Origin of the sequence: Rossellomorea sp. DA94, from assembly GCF_029834455.1 — a bacterium.
Taxonomy (GTDB): domain Bacteria; phylum Bacillota; class Bacilli; order Bacillales; family Bacillaceae_B; genus Rossellomorea; species Rossellomorea vietnamensis.
In genome coordinates this window covers 3,040,331-3,057,658 of the sequence record NZ_CP122397.1, presented here as the reverse complement: position 1 = coordinate 3,057,658, position 17,328 = coordinate 3,040,331, and the positions used below count along the sequence as shown (strand labels likewise).

The following is a 17,328-nucleotide window of genomic DNA, read 5'->3' as shown; positions in this document are numbered from 1 at the left end:
GCATGACTTTATTAATTGACTTTATTGATGAAACAGAAACAGTATCCGATGAACAGACACAGCTGGTTCAGAATATCCTGAACTTTGCTGCTGAACAAGAGGGGATCGAAGATGAAAGCGAAGTGTCCGTGACCTTCGTGTCCAACGACCGTATCCGTGAGATCAACCGTGAATATCGGGATAAGGACCAGTCCACGGATGTGATTTCATTTGCTCTTGAAGAACTAGGGGAAGATGAGGTGGAAATCATAGGGGCGGGGATTCCGCGCGTTCTTGGGGATATCATCATTTCCATTGACCGGACAAAAGAACAGGCGGAAGAATACAACCATTCCGTCTCCCGTGAACTAGGTTTTCTTGCCCTTCATGGCTTCCTTCATTTATTAGGATACGATCATATGGAAGAAGAAGAGGAAAAGAAGATGTTCAAGAGACAAAAGGACATTTTAGATCAATATGGACTCAAAAGAGACTAAATTCGGCTTATTCCGATTCCTAAAATCCTTTGGATATGCAGCGGAAGGCATGAAATCTGTCTGGGCAACGGAACAGAATTTCAGAATTCATTCATTCGTAGGGATAGTCGTTTTCCTTCTTGCCTACCTGCTTTCTGTATCCGCCATGGAATGGGTCATACTGATCATCCTTGTCTTTTCCGTTCTTGCCCTTGAAACGATGAATACAGCCATTGAAAAGGCAGTCGACCTTACCACAGAAGGGTATCATCCCCTTGCGAAAGCTGCGAAGGATCTGGCTTCGGCTTCGGTCCTTCTCTTCGCAATCTGTACAGCAATCGTAGGAACCATCATCTTTCTTCCAAAGCTTTTGGAACTGATCCACTAAAACGGAAAAAAGACAGTGTAAGACCGCAAAATAAAGGCTGCAGAGAAGAAATTGTGCGATTTCTTCCCTGCAGCCTTTAATTCATTTGAAAACGTTCTTATACTTGTATAGAATAAGTGGAGCAAAGGACAAAATCGATAAATAGTTTGAATTATCTAACTATTTTATTACAAAATGATAACAGCCCATTTTCTTTTATGAAAATTGTAGTAAAATGAATGTGTAAGGGTTAAAAGGAGAGTTAAATCAATGAATGCAGAACAATTGATACAAGAAGCTAAACTAGCGAGGGAAAAAGCATACGTACCCTATAGTAAATTCAAGGTGGGAGCGGCTCTTCTGTCAAAGGACGGTAAGGTCTATCACGGTTGCAATATTGAAAATGCAGCGTACAGCATGTGTAACTGTGCTGAACGGACTGCTTTATTCAAGGCGTACTCAGAAGGCGATACAGACTATTCGATGATTGCGGTTGTGGCAGACACGGCAAGACCTGTTCCACCTTGTGGAGCATGCCGGCAGGTCATTTCAGAACTTTGTCCGAAAGAAATGAAAGTCGTATTGACGAACCTGAAGGGCGATGTAGAAGAATTAACCGTAGCAGAACTATTACCAGGAGCTTTTTCACCGGAGGATCTAAATGAGTAATCATATCAGTAACACAGAATACAAATCAGGCTTTATCTCCATCATTGGAAGACCTAACGTCGGGAAATCCACTTTCCTGAACCGGGTCATCGGTCAAAAGATCGCCATTATGAGTGATAAGCCCCAGACGACACGCAACAAAGTTCAAGGAGTATACACGACCGATGATGCCCAGATGATATTCATCGACACTCCTGGAATACACAAACCGAAACATAAACTGGGAGACTTCATGATGAAGATTGCTCAGAACACTTTAAAAGAAGTGGACGTCATATTGTTCATGGTGAACGTCGAAGAAGGATTGGGAAAAGGAGATCACTTCATCATAGAGAAGCTGAAAGGTGTAAAAACACCGGTCTACCTCATCCTTAATAAGATCGACCAGATCCATCCAGATGCCTTACTGCCAATGATTCAACAATACAATGACCTGTTCCCGTTTGCAGCGACTGTCCCGATCTCAGCACTCGAAGGGAACAACGTGGACCAGCTGCTTCAGCTACTGAAGGATCAATTACCGGAAGGGCCTCAATTCTATCCTGCAGATCAGATTACCGATCATCCAGAACGTTTTATCGTATCTGAACTGATCAGGGAAAAGGTCCTGCACCTGACACGGGAAGAGATTCCGCATAGTATAGCGGTCGTGATCGACAAGATGGAGAGGAAAGAAGAGAAGGACCTCATCGACGTCATCGCCACCATCATTGTAGAGAGAGATTCCCAGAAGGGGATTGTCATCGGCAAACAGGGTTCCATGCTCAAAGAAGTCGGAAAGCGCTCGCGGGTGGATATTGAGAACCTGTTGGGATCAAAGGTCTACCTCGAACTATGGGTGAAAGTACAGAAGGATTGGCGTAACCGATCTGCAAACCTCCGTGACTTTGGGTTCAGCGACGACGAATATTGATAATTAACAATATTTAGGCCACATGTTTTAGAGAGAAAATGCTCATTCTAATCACAAGAAAGCTTATGAAGTCTTGCTAGTTTAAATCCAGAAAGGTGGGTTTTTTATGTTAGACTTAACATGGAAATTTTTTTCGCAGACAGGAAGTATTGACACCTATCTCCTTTTCAAGGAGCTTGAAAAGGAGTCATTTGAGGATCCTTACAGCTTTGAAGAAGAAACAGCGGAAGTAGATTTTCCTTTAACGTGATAAGTGTGTCATCACCCGGGAAAGCAGAGATCGGGAGGTGGCTAAATGCTGCAGAAGTGTGAAGGAATTGTCATTCGAACGAATCATTACGGTGAGTCGAACAAAATTGTTACCATATATACACGGGAATTCGGAAAGATTGGATTGATGGCTAGAGGGGCAAAGAAACCTAATAGCCGTCTATCCGCCATTTCACAATTGTTTACATATGGTTATTTCCTTTTTATCAAAGGAAGCGGGCTGGGCACCCTTCAACAGGGAGAGATGGCAGAGTCCCTGAGGCATGTAAGGGAGGATCTGTTTAAGACGGCTTATGCCACTTACATCGTGGATCTCCTTGATAAAGCGACCGAGGACCGAAAGCCGAACCCCTTCCTGTTTGAATTGCTTTACAAGACTCTTCACTACTTGAATGAAGACTATGACCCGGAAATCCTGATGCATATTTTTGAAATGAAGATGCTCCCTGTAATGGGGTTGTACCCTCACCTGAATGGATGTGCTGTATGTGGGGAGACCGATGGTGAATTTGCTTTTTCCTTTAAAGAAAATGGATTCATCTGTCATCGCTGTTTGGGTGAAGATCCACATCATTTACCGATCTCACAAAGCACTGTGAAGCTTCTAAGGGTATTTTACTATTTCGATCTCAATCGATTGGGAAATATATCGGTGAAAGATGAAACGAAACGTCAATTGAAGCGGGTAATCAGGACTTATTACGATGAAAACTCAGGTCTGACATTAAAATCCAGGAGGTTTCTGGACCAAATGGATAACCTTAAGGACTTATTCTAGTTACATAGATGCTGCTTGTGATATAGAAAGGCCCATTCACTTTTTGTGAATGGGCCTGATTTTTTATGGATATTAGAATTTAATTTTCTCTTGCAGGAACGATTTCACTTCACTGATTGGCATTCTAACTTGATCCATTGTGTCACGGTCACGTACGGTTACTTGACCGTCTTCTACGGAGTCAAAGTCAAATGTGATGCAGAATGGTGTACCGATTTCGTCCTGGCGGCGGTAACGTTTCCCGATGGATGCCGTTTCGTCGAAGTCGATCATAAGATCCTGTGACAGCTCTTCATACACCTTGAATGCATCGTCAGAGAGCTTTTTCGAAAGTGGCAGGACAGCCGCTTTGAACGGAGCCAGTGCCGGGTGAAAACGTAAGACGGTACGTGAATCGTTTTCGAGTTCTTCTTCTTCGAACGCATCACATAGGAATGCAAGGGTTACCCTGTCAGCCCCAAGGGAAGGCTCGATACAGTATGGTACATATTTTTCATTCGTTTGTGGATCCATGTAGTGGAAGTCCTCATTTGAATGTTCCATGTGACGCTTCAGGTCGAAGTCTGTACGATCTGCCACACCCCAAAGCTCACCCCAGCCAAACGGGAATTTGTATTCGATATCCGTAGTCGCGTTGCTGTAATGGGATAATTCATCCTGATCATGGTCACGGAGTCTCATATTGTCTTCGCTCATTCCAAGATTCAGTAACCAGTTTTTACAGAATTCGCGCCAGTACGAGAACCACTCTAGGTCTTCACCAGGTTTGCAGAAGAATTCCAGTTCCATCTGTTCGAATTCACGGGTTCTGAATGTGAAGTTACCTGGAGTGATTTCGTTTCGGAAACTTTTACCCACTTGCGCAATACCAAATGGCATCTTCTTACGCATGGATCGTTGAACGTTCTTGAAGTTTACAAAGATCCCCTGTGCTGTTTCTGGACGTAAATAAATTTCATTTGTAGAAGATTCTGTTACTCCCTGATGAGTTTTGAACATAAGATCAAATTGGCGGATATCCGTGAAATCGTGGCTTCCGCAATCTGGGCATGCAATGTCATGCTCTTTGATGATTTCTTCCATTTTCTCGAATGAAAGGCCGTCGACGATCATCTCGATCCCTTTTGCTTCCAGGGCGTTTTCGATGATTTTATCTGCACGATGACGTGTTTTACATTGCTTACAGTCGATCATCGGGTCATTGAAGTTTCCAACGTGTCCGGAAGCAACCCATGTTTGGGGATTCATCAGGATACTTGCATCAAGGCCCACATTGTAAGGGGACTCCTGTACGAATTTTTTCCACCAGGCTTTTTTGATATTGTTTTTCAGCTCTACACCAAGCGGACCGTAATCCCATGTGTTGGCAAGTCCTCCGTAAATTTCAGAACCTGGGAAGACAAACCCCCTGTGCTTTGCTAAGTTGACTACTTGTTCCATTGACATATAAGTCACTCCTTTTCATCATTTATGTAAATAAAAAAGCTCGTCCTTAGGCGCTTGAGGCCTAGGGACGAGCTTGTTACTCGCGGTTCCACCCTAGTTGATATACGTGAAGGTATACCCACTTTTAAACGGTAAATAGCTCCGGATTGCCGTTTCCATGCCTTCTGGGCTTTCACCGTCCCCAGTCGCTTATTGTTTAGCAAGGATTATTGATCCATCAAAGCCTTATTTGTTATAAGATGAAGACATTTTATCATGATAAAGAAATAAAAACAACTAATGATTGAGAGAAGAGAAAAGATTTGAAGTTTCGTTCAAAAGAAGATACTCTTTGTAAAGTGAAATTTAGCTATAGGTTGTCACAAATGGATGATAATATGCTCTTTTCATTTTGAATGAATAGTATATAATATTTAATATAAAGTATAACATAAATCGTTGGACCGTTAGGTGGTGAGTAACAATCGAACTTAATAAGCGTCAAGAACATATTCTGCAAATAGTGAAAGACAATGGCCCTATCACTGGTGAACAGATTGCGGATCAATTAAATTTAACCAGGGCGACTCTCAGACCCGACCTTGCCATCCTGACCATGGCAGGTTACCTGGATGCCCGTCCGAGGGTAGGGTATTTCTATACAGGGAAAACAGGGACACAGCTGTTGACGGAGAACCTGAACAAAATATTCGTCAAGGATTATCAATCGATTCCGGTTGTCGTGAATGAGAATGTTTCCGTGTATGATGCCATCGTAACGATGTTTCTGGAAGATGTGGGAACATTGTTTGTCGTGGACGCCAATACATACCTGGTGGGTGTCCTGTCCCGTAAAGATCTTTTGAGAGCGAGTATCGGAAAGCAGGAACTCAGTACGTTGCCGGTGAATATTATTATGACAAGGATGCCCAATATCACGGTTTGTGAAAAGGAAGACCAGCTGATCGGAGTGGCGAAGGACTTGATTCATAAGCAAATTGACTCTGTCCCTGTCATCAAAAAGACCGAAAAGGGTGATTTAGAAGTCATAGGCAGGATTACGAAGACCAATATAACTAAAGCATTTGTTGCGTTGGCAGATGAATATTAGAAGGTGGTGAACGATCGTGAAAGAACCGATCATCTATGTTGTATCCGACTCGGTGGGTGAGACTGCTGAATTAGTCACAAAAGCGGCGATTAGCCAATTCAATGGTTCCAATACGGTCATCAAGCGCTTTCCGTATATAGAGGACACCGAACATATCGATGAAGTGATTTCCTTGGCGAAGCTTAATCAGGGGTTGATTGTGTACACCCTTGTAAAGCCGGATATGCGTGCATACATTAAAGAACAATCTGAAAAGGAAGAGCTCTATGCATTTGATATCATCGGTCCATTAATGGACAAATTTCAATCTTCCTACCAGAGGGAACCGCTGTTTGAACCAGGGACTGTCAGGAAGCTTGATGACGACTACTTCAAGAAGGTGGAAGCCATTGAATTTGCCGTCAAATATGATGATGGGCGTGACCCCCGGGGCATACTCAGGGCGGATATAGTGCTTGTAGGAGTGTCCAGGACGTCAAAAACGCCTCTGTCGCAATACCTTGCGCTGAAGAGGATCAAAGTGGCGAATGTTCCACTTGTACCGGAAGTAGATCCCCCGGAGGAACTATTCATGGTTTCACCGAAGAAATGCTTCGGATTAAAAATCAGCCCTGAAAAGCTGAATACGATCCGCAGGGAAAGATTGAAATCTCTCGGATTGAACGATCAGGCGAGCTACGCCAATATTAAACGTATAGAAGACGAACTGACGTATTTCGAAAAAATAACGGACCGCATCGGCTGTCACGTCATCGATGTTACCAACAAAGCTGTCGAAGAAACAGCCAATGTCATTACGAATATTTACCAAAACAGCCACGAATGATCGGCGGTCATCAGGCTGACCGTGTACATAAAAAGATGATTCCCCCTGGAAAATGGGGGAATCATCTTTTATTTAGGCCGTTTCCGCAAACCAGAACTATTTAATCGATATCATCTGCACCTGGAGCGGAAATCAACCAGCACTCGCTTCTTTATGTTTGATGAAATTCAAACATAAAGAAAAACCTAAAGGAATTAAGTTTTTATAGTGGTCAAACTTGTCCGATTATACTATAATAAAAAATTGTGATAAAAATATTTAAAATAGGTTTAGACTAAACTCTTAAGGAATAAACTAATTATTGTGATATGTCAAGTCTCGTCTGAATTAAAATTCGACAATTTTAATCAAATCTCTGGGAAAGTTCTAAAAAGAGAGAAGGATAATACGGAGTGATGTAGAATAGTTAGTATTAGCGAACATAACCCTACCGTATATGTAGACGCGGATGCTTGCCCGGTAAAACAGGAAATCATTAAAATAACAAGAGGGTATGGCTTTAAAATCATTTTTGTTGCTTCCCATGCCCACAGGAAGAACACACCTGATGAAGGTGAATGGGTGTATGTGGATAGTTCGAAAGAAGCGGCAGACTTATACATCATGAATCATGTAAAGGCAGGAGATGTTTTGGTCACACAGGACATAGGGCTTGCAAGTCTGGTATTACCGAAAAAAGTTTATGCCATCTCTCCCAGGGGAAAAGCCTACAGGGAAGAGAGTATTGTCACGGCACTCGATTATCGGTATGTCGCTGCCAAAGAACGCAGGAGAGGCAACTATGGAAAAGGTCCCAAGCCTTTTACAAATGAAGACAGAGAAACATTTTGTACGTCCTTCGATAAAATCTTGTCGGAAATTGCAGGAGAATCGCAATAAGTACAGAATGGATTAAGAGGGTAAATAAAAACAGGTGATAGAGTATGTCTGAAAGAATCCCTGAAGATAAGTTAAATAAAATTTTATCGTCAACCGATATCGTCGATGTTGTCAGTGATTATGTACAACTGAAAAAGCAGGGCAGAAATTATTTTGGTTTATGTCCGTTCCATGGAGAAAACACTCCATCTTTTTCTGTTTCTCCCGACAAACAAATTTTTCATTGCTTTGGATGTGGTGCAGGAGGAAACGCATTTACGTTTCTCATGGATGTAGACGGCCTTAGCTTTCTCGAAGCGGCTCAGAAGCTCGGAGCAAGAGTCGGCGAAGAAATTTCCATCCAAACACCTTCATCGGATCAACCGCTTCCTCCTCAAGAGGATGAGAAGCAAATGTTGGAAGCTCACAGTTTATTAAGTAAATTTTACCATCATCTCCTTCTAAATACAAAGGAAGGTCAGGAAGCACTGGAATATCTGCTTGCAAGGGGCTTTACAACGGAAAGCATCACGAAATTCCAGATTGGGTGGTCACTCCCAAGTTGGGATTTCACGGTCAAGTTCCTGGAGAAGAGGGGTTACTCCCTTGAACTGATGGAAGCCGCGGGGTTACTCGTCAGAAGGGAAAAAGACGATTCCTTCCTCGATCGCTTCAGGGGAAGAATCATGTTCCCCATTGTGGATACAAAAGGAAATACAGTCGCATTTTCAGGCAGGACGATCGATGCGGATGATCAGCCGAAATACTTAAACAGCCCTGAAACGAAGATCTTTAATAAAAGCAGCATCCTTTATCATTATCATGATGCACGATCCATGATAAGAAGAAAGCAGCAGGCGATATTATTTGAGGGATTCGCAGATGTTATTTCAGCTAGCGAAGCCGGTGTTGAAAACGGGGTAGCCACCATGGGTACTTCGTTGACGGAACAGCAAATAGGCCTGTTAAAGCGATTAACGGATTCCATCATCATTTGTTACGATGGTGATTCTGCCGGAGTGGAAGCCGCATTCAGAGCCGGAAAGCTTCTTCATAAGCATGGGTTGGACATACGCGTAGCGGTGATGCCCGAACAATTAGACCCTGATGACTACATTGCCAAATATGGTTCAGAACGATTCCAACAGGATGTAATAGGGGCAAGTTTAACGTTAATGGCGTTTAAGCTTCGGTATTATAAACTGAATAAAAACTTAAATGATGAAGGAGATCGCCTTAAGTATATAGAAGACATACTAAAGGAAATTACTCAATTAAGTAAAGCGGTTGAAAAGGATTATTATGTAAGATACTTGGCTGATGAGTTCGAACTATCGTTAGAGGCTCTTCAACAACAGCTATCTGAATTACAAGGGCCGGAAAACCGCGTTCCTAAACCGCCTAAACAGGTCGGTATGCAAGGGAATTTCAAACAATCCACCCAGTCCAGGCTCTTGCCTGCATATCAAACCGCTGAGCGAAGGTTGATTGCTTACATGCTGAAGGATCCGAATACTGCTTATAAGATTCAGGAGTGGCTTGCAGGCACGAACCTCAATATTGATGAGCATCAAGCTATTATTACTTATTTATTGGGTTATTACGAAGAAGGTCTGCCTCCAAGTGCCAGTTCGTTTATCGGGTACCTTCCCGATGAAAGGCTCAGAAGGATCGTGACGGAAATCGAAATGATGTCCATAAGCGAAGAAAGTACGGATCAGGAATTGACAGATTACGTAAACCAGGTGTTAAAACATCAAAAGATGTTGAGAATAAAAGAAAAAGAAGTGGAAAGAAAAGAAGCGGAAAGACTAAAGGATTATAGGCAGGAAGCACAAATAGCAATGGAAATCTTACAGCTGCGTAAGTCTCTATAAAGTTTTGTAAGGAAGTTGGAAGGAGGGGAACAAATGGCTGAAAAGTCAGCGCGTTCCAAACAAATAGCGTCAGAATTAACAGTTGATCAGGTGAAAGAATTTTTAGTTAACCAAGGTAAGAAAAGAGGAGTCCTCACATACGAAGATATTGCAGATAAATTATCCGGCTTCGAATTGGATTCCGATCAAATGGATGAATTCTATGAACACTTAGGTGAGCAGGGTGTAGAAATCGTTAATGAAAGTGACGAAGATGATGATCCAGGTGCCACGGAGTTAGAGAAGGAAGAGGAAGAAGAATTTAATCTAAATGATTTAAGCGTTCCTCCCGGGGTTAAGATAAATGATCCTGTACGTATGTACCTGAAAGAAATTGGGAGAGTCGATTTACTTTCTGCAGAGGAAGAGATCAATCTTGCCAAGCGAATTGAAGATGGTGATGAGGAAGCCAAGCGACGTCTGGCAGAAGCGAACCTGAGACTCGTTGTCAGTATCGCAAAACGCTATGTAGGCCGCGGGATGCTATTCTTGGATCTGATCCAGGAAGGTAACATGGGTCTGATTAAAGCAGTGGAAAAGTTTGATTACCGGAAAGGGTACAAATTCAGTACGTATGCGACTTGGTGGATTCGACAAGCCATCACCCGTGCCATCGCGGACCAGGCAAGAACGATACGTATCCCGGTTCATATGGTTGAGACCATTAATAAGCTGATTCGCGTACAAAGACAATTACTTCAAGATTTGGGTCGTGAACCTGCACCGGAAGAAATTGCTGAAGAAATGGATCTGACTCCTGAAAAGGTTCGTGAAATTCTTAAGATCGCTCAAGAACCTGTATCCCTTGAAACACCAATTGGTGAAGAAGACGATTCTCACCTTGGGGACTTCATCGAGGATGCAGAAGCTCAATCTCCTTCGGAACATGCAGCTTACGAATTGTTGAAAGAACAGCTTGAAGATGTCCTGGATACTCTTACAGACCGGGAAGAAAATGTTCTACGGTTACGTTTTGGTCTGGATGACGGCAGAACACGTACACTGGAAGAAGTGGGTAAAGTGTTTGGTGTTACCCGGGAACGTATCCGTCAAATCGAAGCGAAAGCCCTTCGGAAACTGCGCCATCCAAGCAGAAGCAAACGATTGAAAGACTTTTTGGAATAGAACCAACCTTTACTGCCTCTATCGTGCATAGAGGTGGTTTTTTTTGTCCAAATTAAAGGGTTTCCCCTGATCGTTGCCGAATAGACTTAAAGGATGCAACTACAAAAGGTGTGACAAAGTGACCAGAATAAATAATTCAAAAAAAGAAACCATCATCCATGAAATCCTTCTTTGGAAGCAAACAAAGATGCTGCCTGAACAATACTGTGATTATCTTCTTGCATTATATACGGAAGGAACAGGAATCGATGACAGAGCAGCGGAATCTCAGAAAAAACACATCCTGAAAGATTTTCTGCTTTCCATTTCCTCGATAATAATTTCATTATTTGTCATTTATTTTACTGAATTGTCAATCGTTTTGCAAACAGCGATTTTGGCAAGTTTTGTCGGATTATTAATGGGTGTAGGAATTTATTATACTAAGAAACAATTCTCGCCGTTACTTCTCTTTGCGTCAGCTGCCAGCATCCTCCTTCTTTCATCTATGGAACTGACGGAAAGGATCTTTGAAGGGCACTCTTTGCCATTATACGTAACCTTATTCCTGAACTGTTTTATATGGATTGGTGCAGGGGTGAAATGGAAGATGAATTATTTCACGCTGGCGGGATCGGTAGGATCGATCCTTGTAGGAATTTATATATTACTATAACTTCTGAAAATTTAAAAGTTTTTTAAAGTTGAGAAAATTCATGATTCCCTCTTATAATAGGAATGAGAGCGTATTCATAGAGTCGAATGACTATGCTTGAAAGCGCTTTATATACTGTAGAAGTCTGTGGCTTTCAGTCATCAAAGTTAGACAAGGGGGATAAAGATGAATTTCGACTTAACACAAGAGCAAGCAATGATTAAGAAAACGATCAGGGAATTCGCTGAAGAAGAAGTAGCACCTGGTGCGTTGGATCGTGACCGCACAAAGGAATTTCCTAAAGAAATTTTCAAGAAACTTTCTGACCTGGGGATGATGGGGCTTCCCTTTCCGGAAGAATATGGTGGTTCAGGTGCGGATACAGTAAGCTTTGCCATCGTTACAGAAGAGCTCAGCCGTGCATGTGCCTCTACAGGGATCACGTACTCTGCCCATATTTCACTGGGCGGTGCTCCGATCAATTTATTTGGTACACATGAACAGAAACAGGAATACTTAACGCCGATTTGTACAGGGGAATCATTTGGAGCTTTCGGCCTGACTGAACCCAATGCCGGTTCAGATGCGGGGGGGACCCAGACCACTGCTGAAGATAAAGGGGATAAATGGGTCATCAATGGGAATAAGTGTTACATCACCAATGCAAGTTACGCGAATCATCTCGCGTTAACGGCGATCACAGGCAGGAACAACGGGAATAAAGAGATCAGTGCCATCATCGCACCCACAAAAGCCAAAGGATTTACGGTCATTGATAATTATGAAAAAATGGGGCTTCATTCCTCCAATACAACTGAGCTGGTCCTTGAGGACGTGGAAGTCCCTAAGGAAAACCTGTTAGGGAAGCAGGGGGAAGGATTCAAGCAGTTCCTTGTCACCCTTGACGGGGGCAGGATCGGAATCGGGGCAATGGCTGTCGGGGTGGCTCAGGCTGCTTTTGACAAGGCTCTTCAATATTCGAAAGAGAGAAAGCAGTTCGGTAAAACGTTATCTCAATTTCAGGTCACTCAATTTAAGCTGGCTGACATGGCAATGAAGATCGAGCTCGCAAGGAACATGGTTCATAAAGCAGCATGGCTGAAGGATCAGGGAAGACCATTTTCCAAAGAGGCGTCAATGTGTAAGTTGTACGCGTCGGAGATCAGTATGGAAGTGGCCGACGAAGCCATTCAGATCCATGGCGGATACGGTTACATGAAAGAATACCATGTTGAGCGCTACTTGCGTGACGCGAAACTCCTTGAAATCGGAGAAGGGACATCAGAGGTACAGAGAATGGTGATTTCAAGGTTGATCGGCTGCCAATAGGGGCTAGATCACCTAGAAGGGTAAATGAGCTCTATCGGTCCACTGGGGGCAGATAGAGCTCATCTGTTTTCATGCCTAAGGGGTAAATGAGAAGAAACGGAAGATGAAAAACAGGAAAAAAGAAGGAAATGTGTCTAATTTGTGAGAAAGATGGAAAAGTTAATTGATAGTACTTTTACTTTGTCGGTTTTTACAGTAAAATAAAAAGTGTTGAAAAGAGCACTATTTTTTGGATGTTGTACATAAAGGAGGTTAAAATCATGAATCGTAATCCAATTATTCCATTCGTACTTATTGCGGCTCTTGGAATTGGTCTTGTTTTCTTCTTATCGATTGAAGGCCTAAACAATGCCGATGAAAAAGCGAAGGAAGAAAAGCATGGTGAGACTGCTGGTAAAGAAGAAGCTTCAAGCGGTGAATTCGATCCGGAAGCTAAGTACAAGGAGTCTTGTGTATCTTGTCATGGTGGGAACTATGAAGGTGGCGCGGGTCCTGCTCTTAAAGGGACGAAGCTGTCAAAAGACGAGATCAAAGATAGAATTAAAAATGGTGGAGGCATCATGCCAGCCGGTCTTGTAGCAGATGAAAATCTTGATGCAATGGCAGACTGGATCAAATCACTAAAATAATGAATGGTTGAAAAAGGTTCTTTGTCTTTGGGCAAAGGGCTTTTTTTATATGGAAAAGTTGGTTAGAATGAGTATCAGATAAGCAGGACCAATAATAATGAGTAAAGGTGAACGAATGAATATCCAACAATTATCAAAACGACTTGAAACCGTTGTTTCATACATACCAGAACAATCAAAAATTGCCGATATCGGTTCAGATCATGCCTACCTTCCTTGCTATGCAGTCAATAAAGGAATCGCTTCTTCAGCGATTGCCGGTGAGGTGGTAAAGGGCCCATATCTTTCTGCGAAAAAACAAGTGGAAGATGCCGGACTTACACGGGAAGTTGAAGTTAGGTTAGGCAATGGCCTGGAAGTCATTTCACCCGGTGAAGTCAATTGTATTACGATTGCGGGGATGGGTGGTGCATTGATCGCATCGATTTTGGAGGAAGGCAAGGAAAAGCTGACCGACGGACCGAGATTGATTCTCCAGCCCAATGTGAGTGCGAAATCGATCAGGACGTGGCTGATGGAAAATGAATGGGATCTCATCGGTGAGGAAATCCTTGAAGAAGATGATAAGCTATATGAAATTTTAATAGCAGAAAAAGGAGATCCAAACTCCCACTATTCCAAGGAAATTGAAAAAGAACTGCTGCTCGGACCGTTCTTGATGAAGGATCGAAATGGTGCCTTCATGAAAAAATGGAATCAGGAACTCCGACAATGGAAAAATATTGTGAATAACATGGAAAAGGCAGAGAAGACCGAAGCGCTGGAAATACGTAAAAATGAGCTTCTGCACAAAATCAAGATGGTTGAGGAGGTCCTTATCTCATGAAAACAGTAAACGGCCATGAAATCATTCAGCTTTTTGAAGAGTTCTCACCGAAATATCTGGCTGAAAGCGGAGATCCCATCGGACTTCAAATCGGTAAGTTGAATGAAAAGGTCGAAAATGTCATGATCACACTGGACGTGCTGGAAAATGTCGTGGATGAAGCGATCAAGAATAATGTCAAATTGATCATTGCCCATCATCCGCCATTATTTCGTCCACTGAAATCTTTGCAAACAGATTCCTACCAGGGAAGAATGATTGAAAAGCTGATCAAACATGATATTAGCGTATATGCTGCCCATACCAATCTGGATGTGGCAGTAGGCGGTGTGAATGATCTACTTGCTAGCAAGCTTCAGTTACAGGAGCCTTCTGTGCTTGTCCCTACCTATCAGGAAGAACTTCGCAAATTGGCGGTTTATGTGCCAAAAGAACATGCAGGGGAACTGAGGGAAGCTTTAGGAAAAGCCGGCGCCGGACATATCGGGAATTATTCCCATTGCAGCTTCTCCTCTGAAGGACAGGGAAGATTTCTGCCCGGGGAGGGAACCCATCCTCATATAGGAAAGCAAGGTGCACTTGAAGAGGTTTCAGAAGAAAAGGTGGAGACGGTTTATCCTGTTTCACTGGAGAAAAAAGTATTGAAAGCGATGTTCACCCACCATCCATATGAAGAGATTGCCTATGATATCTACTCCTTGGAAAACGGTTCTAAAGCCCTTGGACTGGGCAGGATCGGTTATTTGGCAGAGGAGATGAGCCTGAAGGACTTTGCCCTATTCGTGAAGAAAACATTAGGCATGGATGGAATCCGGTTGATAGGGGACGGGGACGCAAATGTGAAGAAGGTGGCAGTACTCGGCGGAGATGGAAATAAGTTCATCGGAAAAGCCAAGAGACAGGGTGCCGATGTGTTCGTTTCCGGTGATATCTATTATCATACGGCTCATGACGCCATGATGATGGGGCTCAATATTGTGGATGCAGGTCATCACATTGAAAAGGTGATGAAAGAGGGAGTAGCCGCTCATTTAGCCAAAAGATGCTCGGAAAAAGGGTTTATTGTCAATATATTCGCTTCGAAAGCAGAAACGAACCCATTTACGTATATGTAAAAAAAGAAAGGCCCCTTGCGATGGCAAGGGGTCTTTTGGCATTCTTATTTCGTTCCCATTTTCGCTTTCCGGACTTTAGGAAGTATCTTATTCAATGGAACATTGCGCTCTCTTGTCCATGTGGATTCGTCATTTGGATCAAAAGCCTCCAGGAATTTAATGACTTCCTTCACAATCGGTGTTGGAGTGGACGCACCGGCAGTGACAGCGACGACACCCGCATCTTTGATCCATTCGATATCGAGCTCGCTGATGTCTGAGATGCGGTGGGCAGGCGTACCTGCGATATCCATCGACACTTGTGCAAGGCGATTGGAGTTATTGCTCTTCGGATCGCCGACGACGATAAGGACATCGGCATCCCCTGCCTGCTCTGCCACTGCTTCCTGCCGTACTTGGGTAGCCAGGCAGATTTCTTTGTGCAGCTCGACATGAGGATACATTTCCTTCACTTTATCCATTGTATCGAGTACATCCCATTGACTCATGGTTGTTTGGTTCGTGACGATGATCTTATCGTTGTCGATAGATAGCTGTTCAACGTCGTCAGCTGTTTCGACGAGATGAACGATTTCGGGTGCGACACCGACTGCGCCCTCAGGCTCGGGATGCCCCTTTTTCCCGATATAAATCACATCATAGCCCTCAGCTTCTTTGGCCCGGATCAAGTCATGTGTCTTTGTGACGTCAGGACAGGTAGCATCAAGTGTGACTAATCCTTTTTGCTTGGCGATTTCTTTCACCTCAGGAGAGACTCCGTGGGCGGTGAAGATCACCGTTCCTTCATTCACTTGTTCAATGATTTCTTTTCTATTGCTGCCATCGAGGGTGATGATCCCGTCTTCTTCAAACGCATCCGTTACATGTTTGTTATGGACGATCATGCCCAGAATATAAATTGGACGAGGAAGCGATTTGTCTAATGCGGCGTTTCTTGCAATGACCATTGCATCTACCACACCATAACAATAGCCTCTCGGAGTAATCTTAATAATATCCATCTATAAATATCCTCCTACATGAGAGAGTCTTTTGTCTTCATTATAAAGGAGAAAGGTCCGTCTGACAAAGAGAACGAAGTAAAAGGCCATTTTCACATGAAAAAGTGATACATGTTTTTTGCTAATATACAAAAAAAATAATCCCTGTCAGGTGATGAAATACCTTTAGGGATGCGACATTTATATATAGAGTTTTGGTTTTGGATGTGATTTTGCCGGTGCCTTATCATCCCAATCTTCTTCATCATTGATTTTTACAGAAGGTTTCTTTTTCTTTTTTTTCTTTACAGGAATATCTGCTTCAGGAATTTCTTCACTTTCCACATTTTGAACCTCTGTCGATGGTTCATCAGGCGTATCAGCAGACATATCCTTAAACCCGCGGTACAGCTTCCACAGAGAAGGGATATTTTTGACCATCGGACCGTATTGTTGAAACATCGGACCCAATTGTTGGGCAGTCTGTAACATTTGTTGAGTGTTAGACAGAAAGGAATTGACATTCCCGGGATTCAAGAGGGTTTGCATGATTCCCCCAGCTGCCTGAGGTGATCGCTCGAATCCGGTTTCACCGCCAGAAGACCTCGTAAATTGTTCCAGAAGTCCGCCACCGCCTGCATTTCGGTTTTCCCCTTTTTTCAGGAACTTTGACAGTAACCCTTTGCCTTGCCCTCTGCCTCTTCCGCTTCCTCTTTGATTCATTCCCATATTAAAGCCTTGATTAGGATTTTGCCTTCCAAATTGAAAAGGCGTTTGCTGTGTCTGTCCCAACCCAAAAGGATTCCTGCCAGACTGCTGCAATCCGAACCCGTTGCCTTGTCTTTGTCCCAATCCGAAAGTATTCATCCCAGGTTGCTGTAACCCGAATCCGTTCCCCTGGCGCTGTCTCATTCCGAAAGGATTTCTCATATCCTGACCCTGATTTCTCATTCTTCTAGGCGGCATAATGACAGCCTCCTTTCATTTCAATAAATTCGTTGTCACTATAGAGTATGCAACAGGTTAAAAAAGGGTATTGTGACAATATCATCTGAAATAATATCAAGTTGACCTAGATGTTTTGCTGAAAATTGATTATAAT

Annotated in this window: 19 protein-coding genes; 16 read left to right on the top strand and 3 right to left on the bottom strand. The window is 43.0% G+C overall.

From position 1 onward, the window contains the following. Nucleotides 1–2: 2 nt before the first annotated feature. From ybeY to recO, 6 genes are all read left to right on the top strand, one after another. On the top strand, nt 3–476 hold the full coding sequence (gene ybeY, locus P8596_RS16005) for an rRNA maturation RNase YbeY (RefSeq protein WP_224519493.1): 474 nt from the start codon (nt 3–5) through the stop codon (nt 474–476). After that, nucleotides 457–843, top strand: a complete 387-nt coding sequence (locus tag P8596_RS16000) for a diacylglycerol kinase family protein (RefSeq protein ID WP_224519494.1) — start codon at nt 457–459, stop codon at nt 841–843. The genes ybeY and P8596_RS16000 overlap by 20 nt, the downstream gene beginning before the upstream one ends. Nucleotides 844–1,092: 249 nt before the next feature. Beyond that, on the top strand, nt 1,093–1,491 hold the full coding sequence (locus P8596_RS15995; protein ID WP_034757514.1) for a cytidine deaminase: 399 nt from the start codon (nt 1,093–1,095) through the stop codon (nt 1,489–1,491). Then, nucleotides 1,484–2,404 (top strand): GTPase Era, encoded by a 921-nt coding sequence (era, locus tag P8596_RS15990; RefSeq protein WP_034757517.1) that lies wholly within the window; start codon nt 1,484–1,486, stop codon nt 2,402–2,404. Before P8596_RS15995 ends, era begins: the two co-directional genes overlap by 8 nt. 106 nt (nt 2,405–2,510) lie before the next feature. After that, complete coding sequence (locus P8596_RS15985) at nt 2,511–2,654, top strand: YqzL family protein (RefSeq protein ID WP_224519495.1); 144 nt, start codon at nt 2,511–2,513, stop codon at nt 2,652–2,654. 45 nt (nt 2,655–2,699) lie between these two features. Beyond that, nucleotides 2,700–3,452, top strand: coding sequence for a DNA repair protein RecO (gene recO, locus P8596_RS15980; protein WP_159362247.1), 753 nt, complete (start codon nt 2,700–2,702; stop codon nt 3,450–3,452). 72 nt (nt 3,453–3,524) lie between these two features. On the opposite strand, the gene P8596_RS15975 is transcribed toward recO, so the two are convergent. Then, nucleotides 3,525–4,898: a glycine--tRNA ligase gene (locus P8596_RS15975; protein ID WP_224519496.1), complete on the bottom strand. Its 1,374-nt coding sequence runs from the start codon at nt 4,896–4,898 to the stop codon at nt 3,525–3,527. Between the two features lie 463 nt (nt 4,899–5,361). Between P8596_RS15975 and ccpN the strand changes: the two genes are divergently transcribed. From ccpN to P8596_RS15925, 10 genes are all read left to right on the top strand, one after another. Next, nucleotides 5,362–5,988 carry a transcriptional regulator CcpN gene (gene ccpN, locus P8596_RS15970; RefSeq protein ID WP_279727016.1) on the top strand — a complete coding sequence of 209 codons (627 nt, stop codon included), beginning with the start codon at nt 5,362–5,364 and terminating at the stop codon, nt 5,986–5,988. A gap of 13 nt (nt 5,989–6,001) precedes the next feature. Next, complete coding sequence (locus tag P8596_RS15965; RefSeq protein ID WP_224521050.1) at nt 6,002–6,814, top strand: pyruvate, water dikinase regulatory protein; 813 nt, start codon at nt 6,002–6,004, stop codon at nt 6,812–6,814. A gap of 411 nt (nt 6,815–7,225) precedes the next feature. After that, nucleotides 7,226–7,693 carry a YaiI/YqxD family protein gene (locus P8596_RS15960; RefSeq protein ID WP_224521051.1) on the top strand — a complete coding sequence of 156 codons (468 nt, stop codon included), beginning with the start codon at nt 7,226–7,228 and terminating at the stop codon, nt 7,691–7,693. A 44-nt stretch (nt 7,694–7,737) separates the two neighbouring features. Continuing rightward, nucleotides 7,738–9,549, top strand: a complete 1,812-nt coding sequence (gene dnaG, locus P8596_RS15955; protein WP_224519497.1) for a DNA primase — start codon at nt 7,738–7,740, stop codon at nt 9,547–9,549. A 33-nt stretch (nt 9,550–9,582) separates the two neighbouring features. Next, nucleotides 9,583–10,713 carry an RNA polymerase sigma factor RpoD gene (gene rpoD / locus P8596_RS15950; RefSeq protein WP_034757535.1) on the top strand — a complete coding sequence of 377 codons (1,131 nt, stop codon included), beginning with the start codon at nt 9,583–9,585 and terminating at the stop codon, nt 10,711–10,713. 118 nt (nt 10,714–10,831) lie between these two features. Continuing rightward, on the top strand, nt 10,832–11,368 hold the full coding sequence (locus P8596_RS15945) for a hypothetical protein (protein ID WP_279724336.1): 537 nt from the start codon (nt 10,832–10,834) through the stop codon (nt 11,366–11,368). 165 nt (nt 11,369–11,533) lie between these two features. After that, nucleotides 11,534–12,676 (top strand): acyl-CoA dehydrogenase family protein, encoded by a 1,143-nt coding sequence (locus tag P8596_RS15940; protein ID WP_279724335.1) that lies wholly within the window; start codon nt 11,534–11,536, stop codon nt 12,674–12,676. A gap of 260 nt (nt 12,677–12,936) precedes the next feature. Beyond that, nucleotides 12,937–13,305 carry a cytochrome c550 gene (cccA, locus tag P8596_RS15935; protein WP_224519500.1) on the top strand — a complete coding sequence of 123 codons (369 nt, stop codon included), beginning with the start codon at nt 12,937–12,939 and terminating at the stop codon, nt 13,303–13,305. Between the two features lie 115 nt (nt 13,306–13,420). Beyond that, complete coding sequence (locus tag P8596_RS15930; RefSeq protein ID WP_224521052.1) at nt 13,421–14,131, top strand: tRNA (adenine(22)-N(1))-methyltransferase; 711 nt, start codon at nt 13,421–13,423, stop codon at nt 14,129–14,131. Further along, a complete protein-coding gene (locus P8596_RS15925) occupies nt 14,128–15,246 on the top strand; it encodes a Nif3-like dinuclear metal center hexameric protein (protein ID WP_224519501.1) in 1,119 nt (372 codons plus the stop codon). The genes P8596_RS15930 and P8596_RS15925 overlap by 4 nt, the downstream gene beginning before the upstream one ends. A 44-nt stretch (nt 15,247–15,290) precedes the next feature. On the opposite strand, the gene P8596_RS15920 is transcribed toward P8596_RS15925, so the two are convergent. Together P8596_RS15920 and vrrA are read right to left on the bottom strand one after the other, a co-directional pair. Further along, nucleotides 15,291–16,247 (bottom strand): 4-hydroxy-3-methylbut-2-enyl diphosphate reductase, encoded by a 957-nt coding sequence (locus P8596_RS15920; protein WP_061811249.1) that lies wholly within the window; start codon nt 16,245–16,247, stop codon nt 15,291–15,293. Nucleotides 16,248–16,427: 180 nt separating this feature from the next. Continuing rightward, nucleotides 16,428–17,192, bottom strand: coding sequence for a VrrA/YqfQ family protein (vrrA, locus tag P8596_RS15915; RefSeq protein ID WP_279724334.1), 765 nt, complete (start codon nt 17,190–17,192; stop codon nt 16,428–16,430). Between the last annotated feature and the right edge of the window lie 136 nt (nt 17,193–17,328).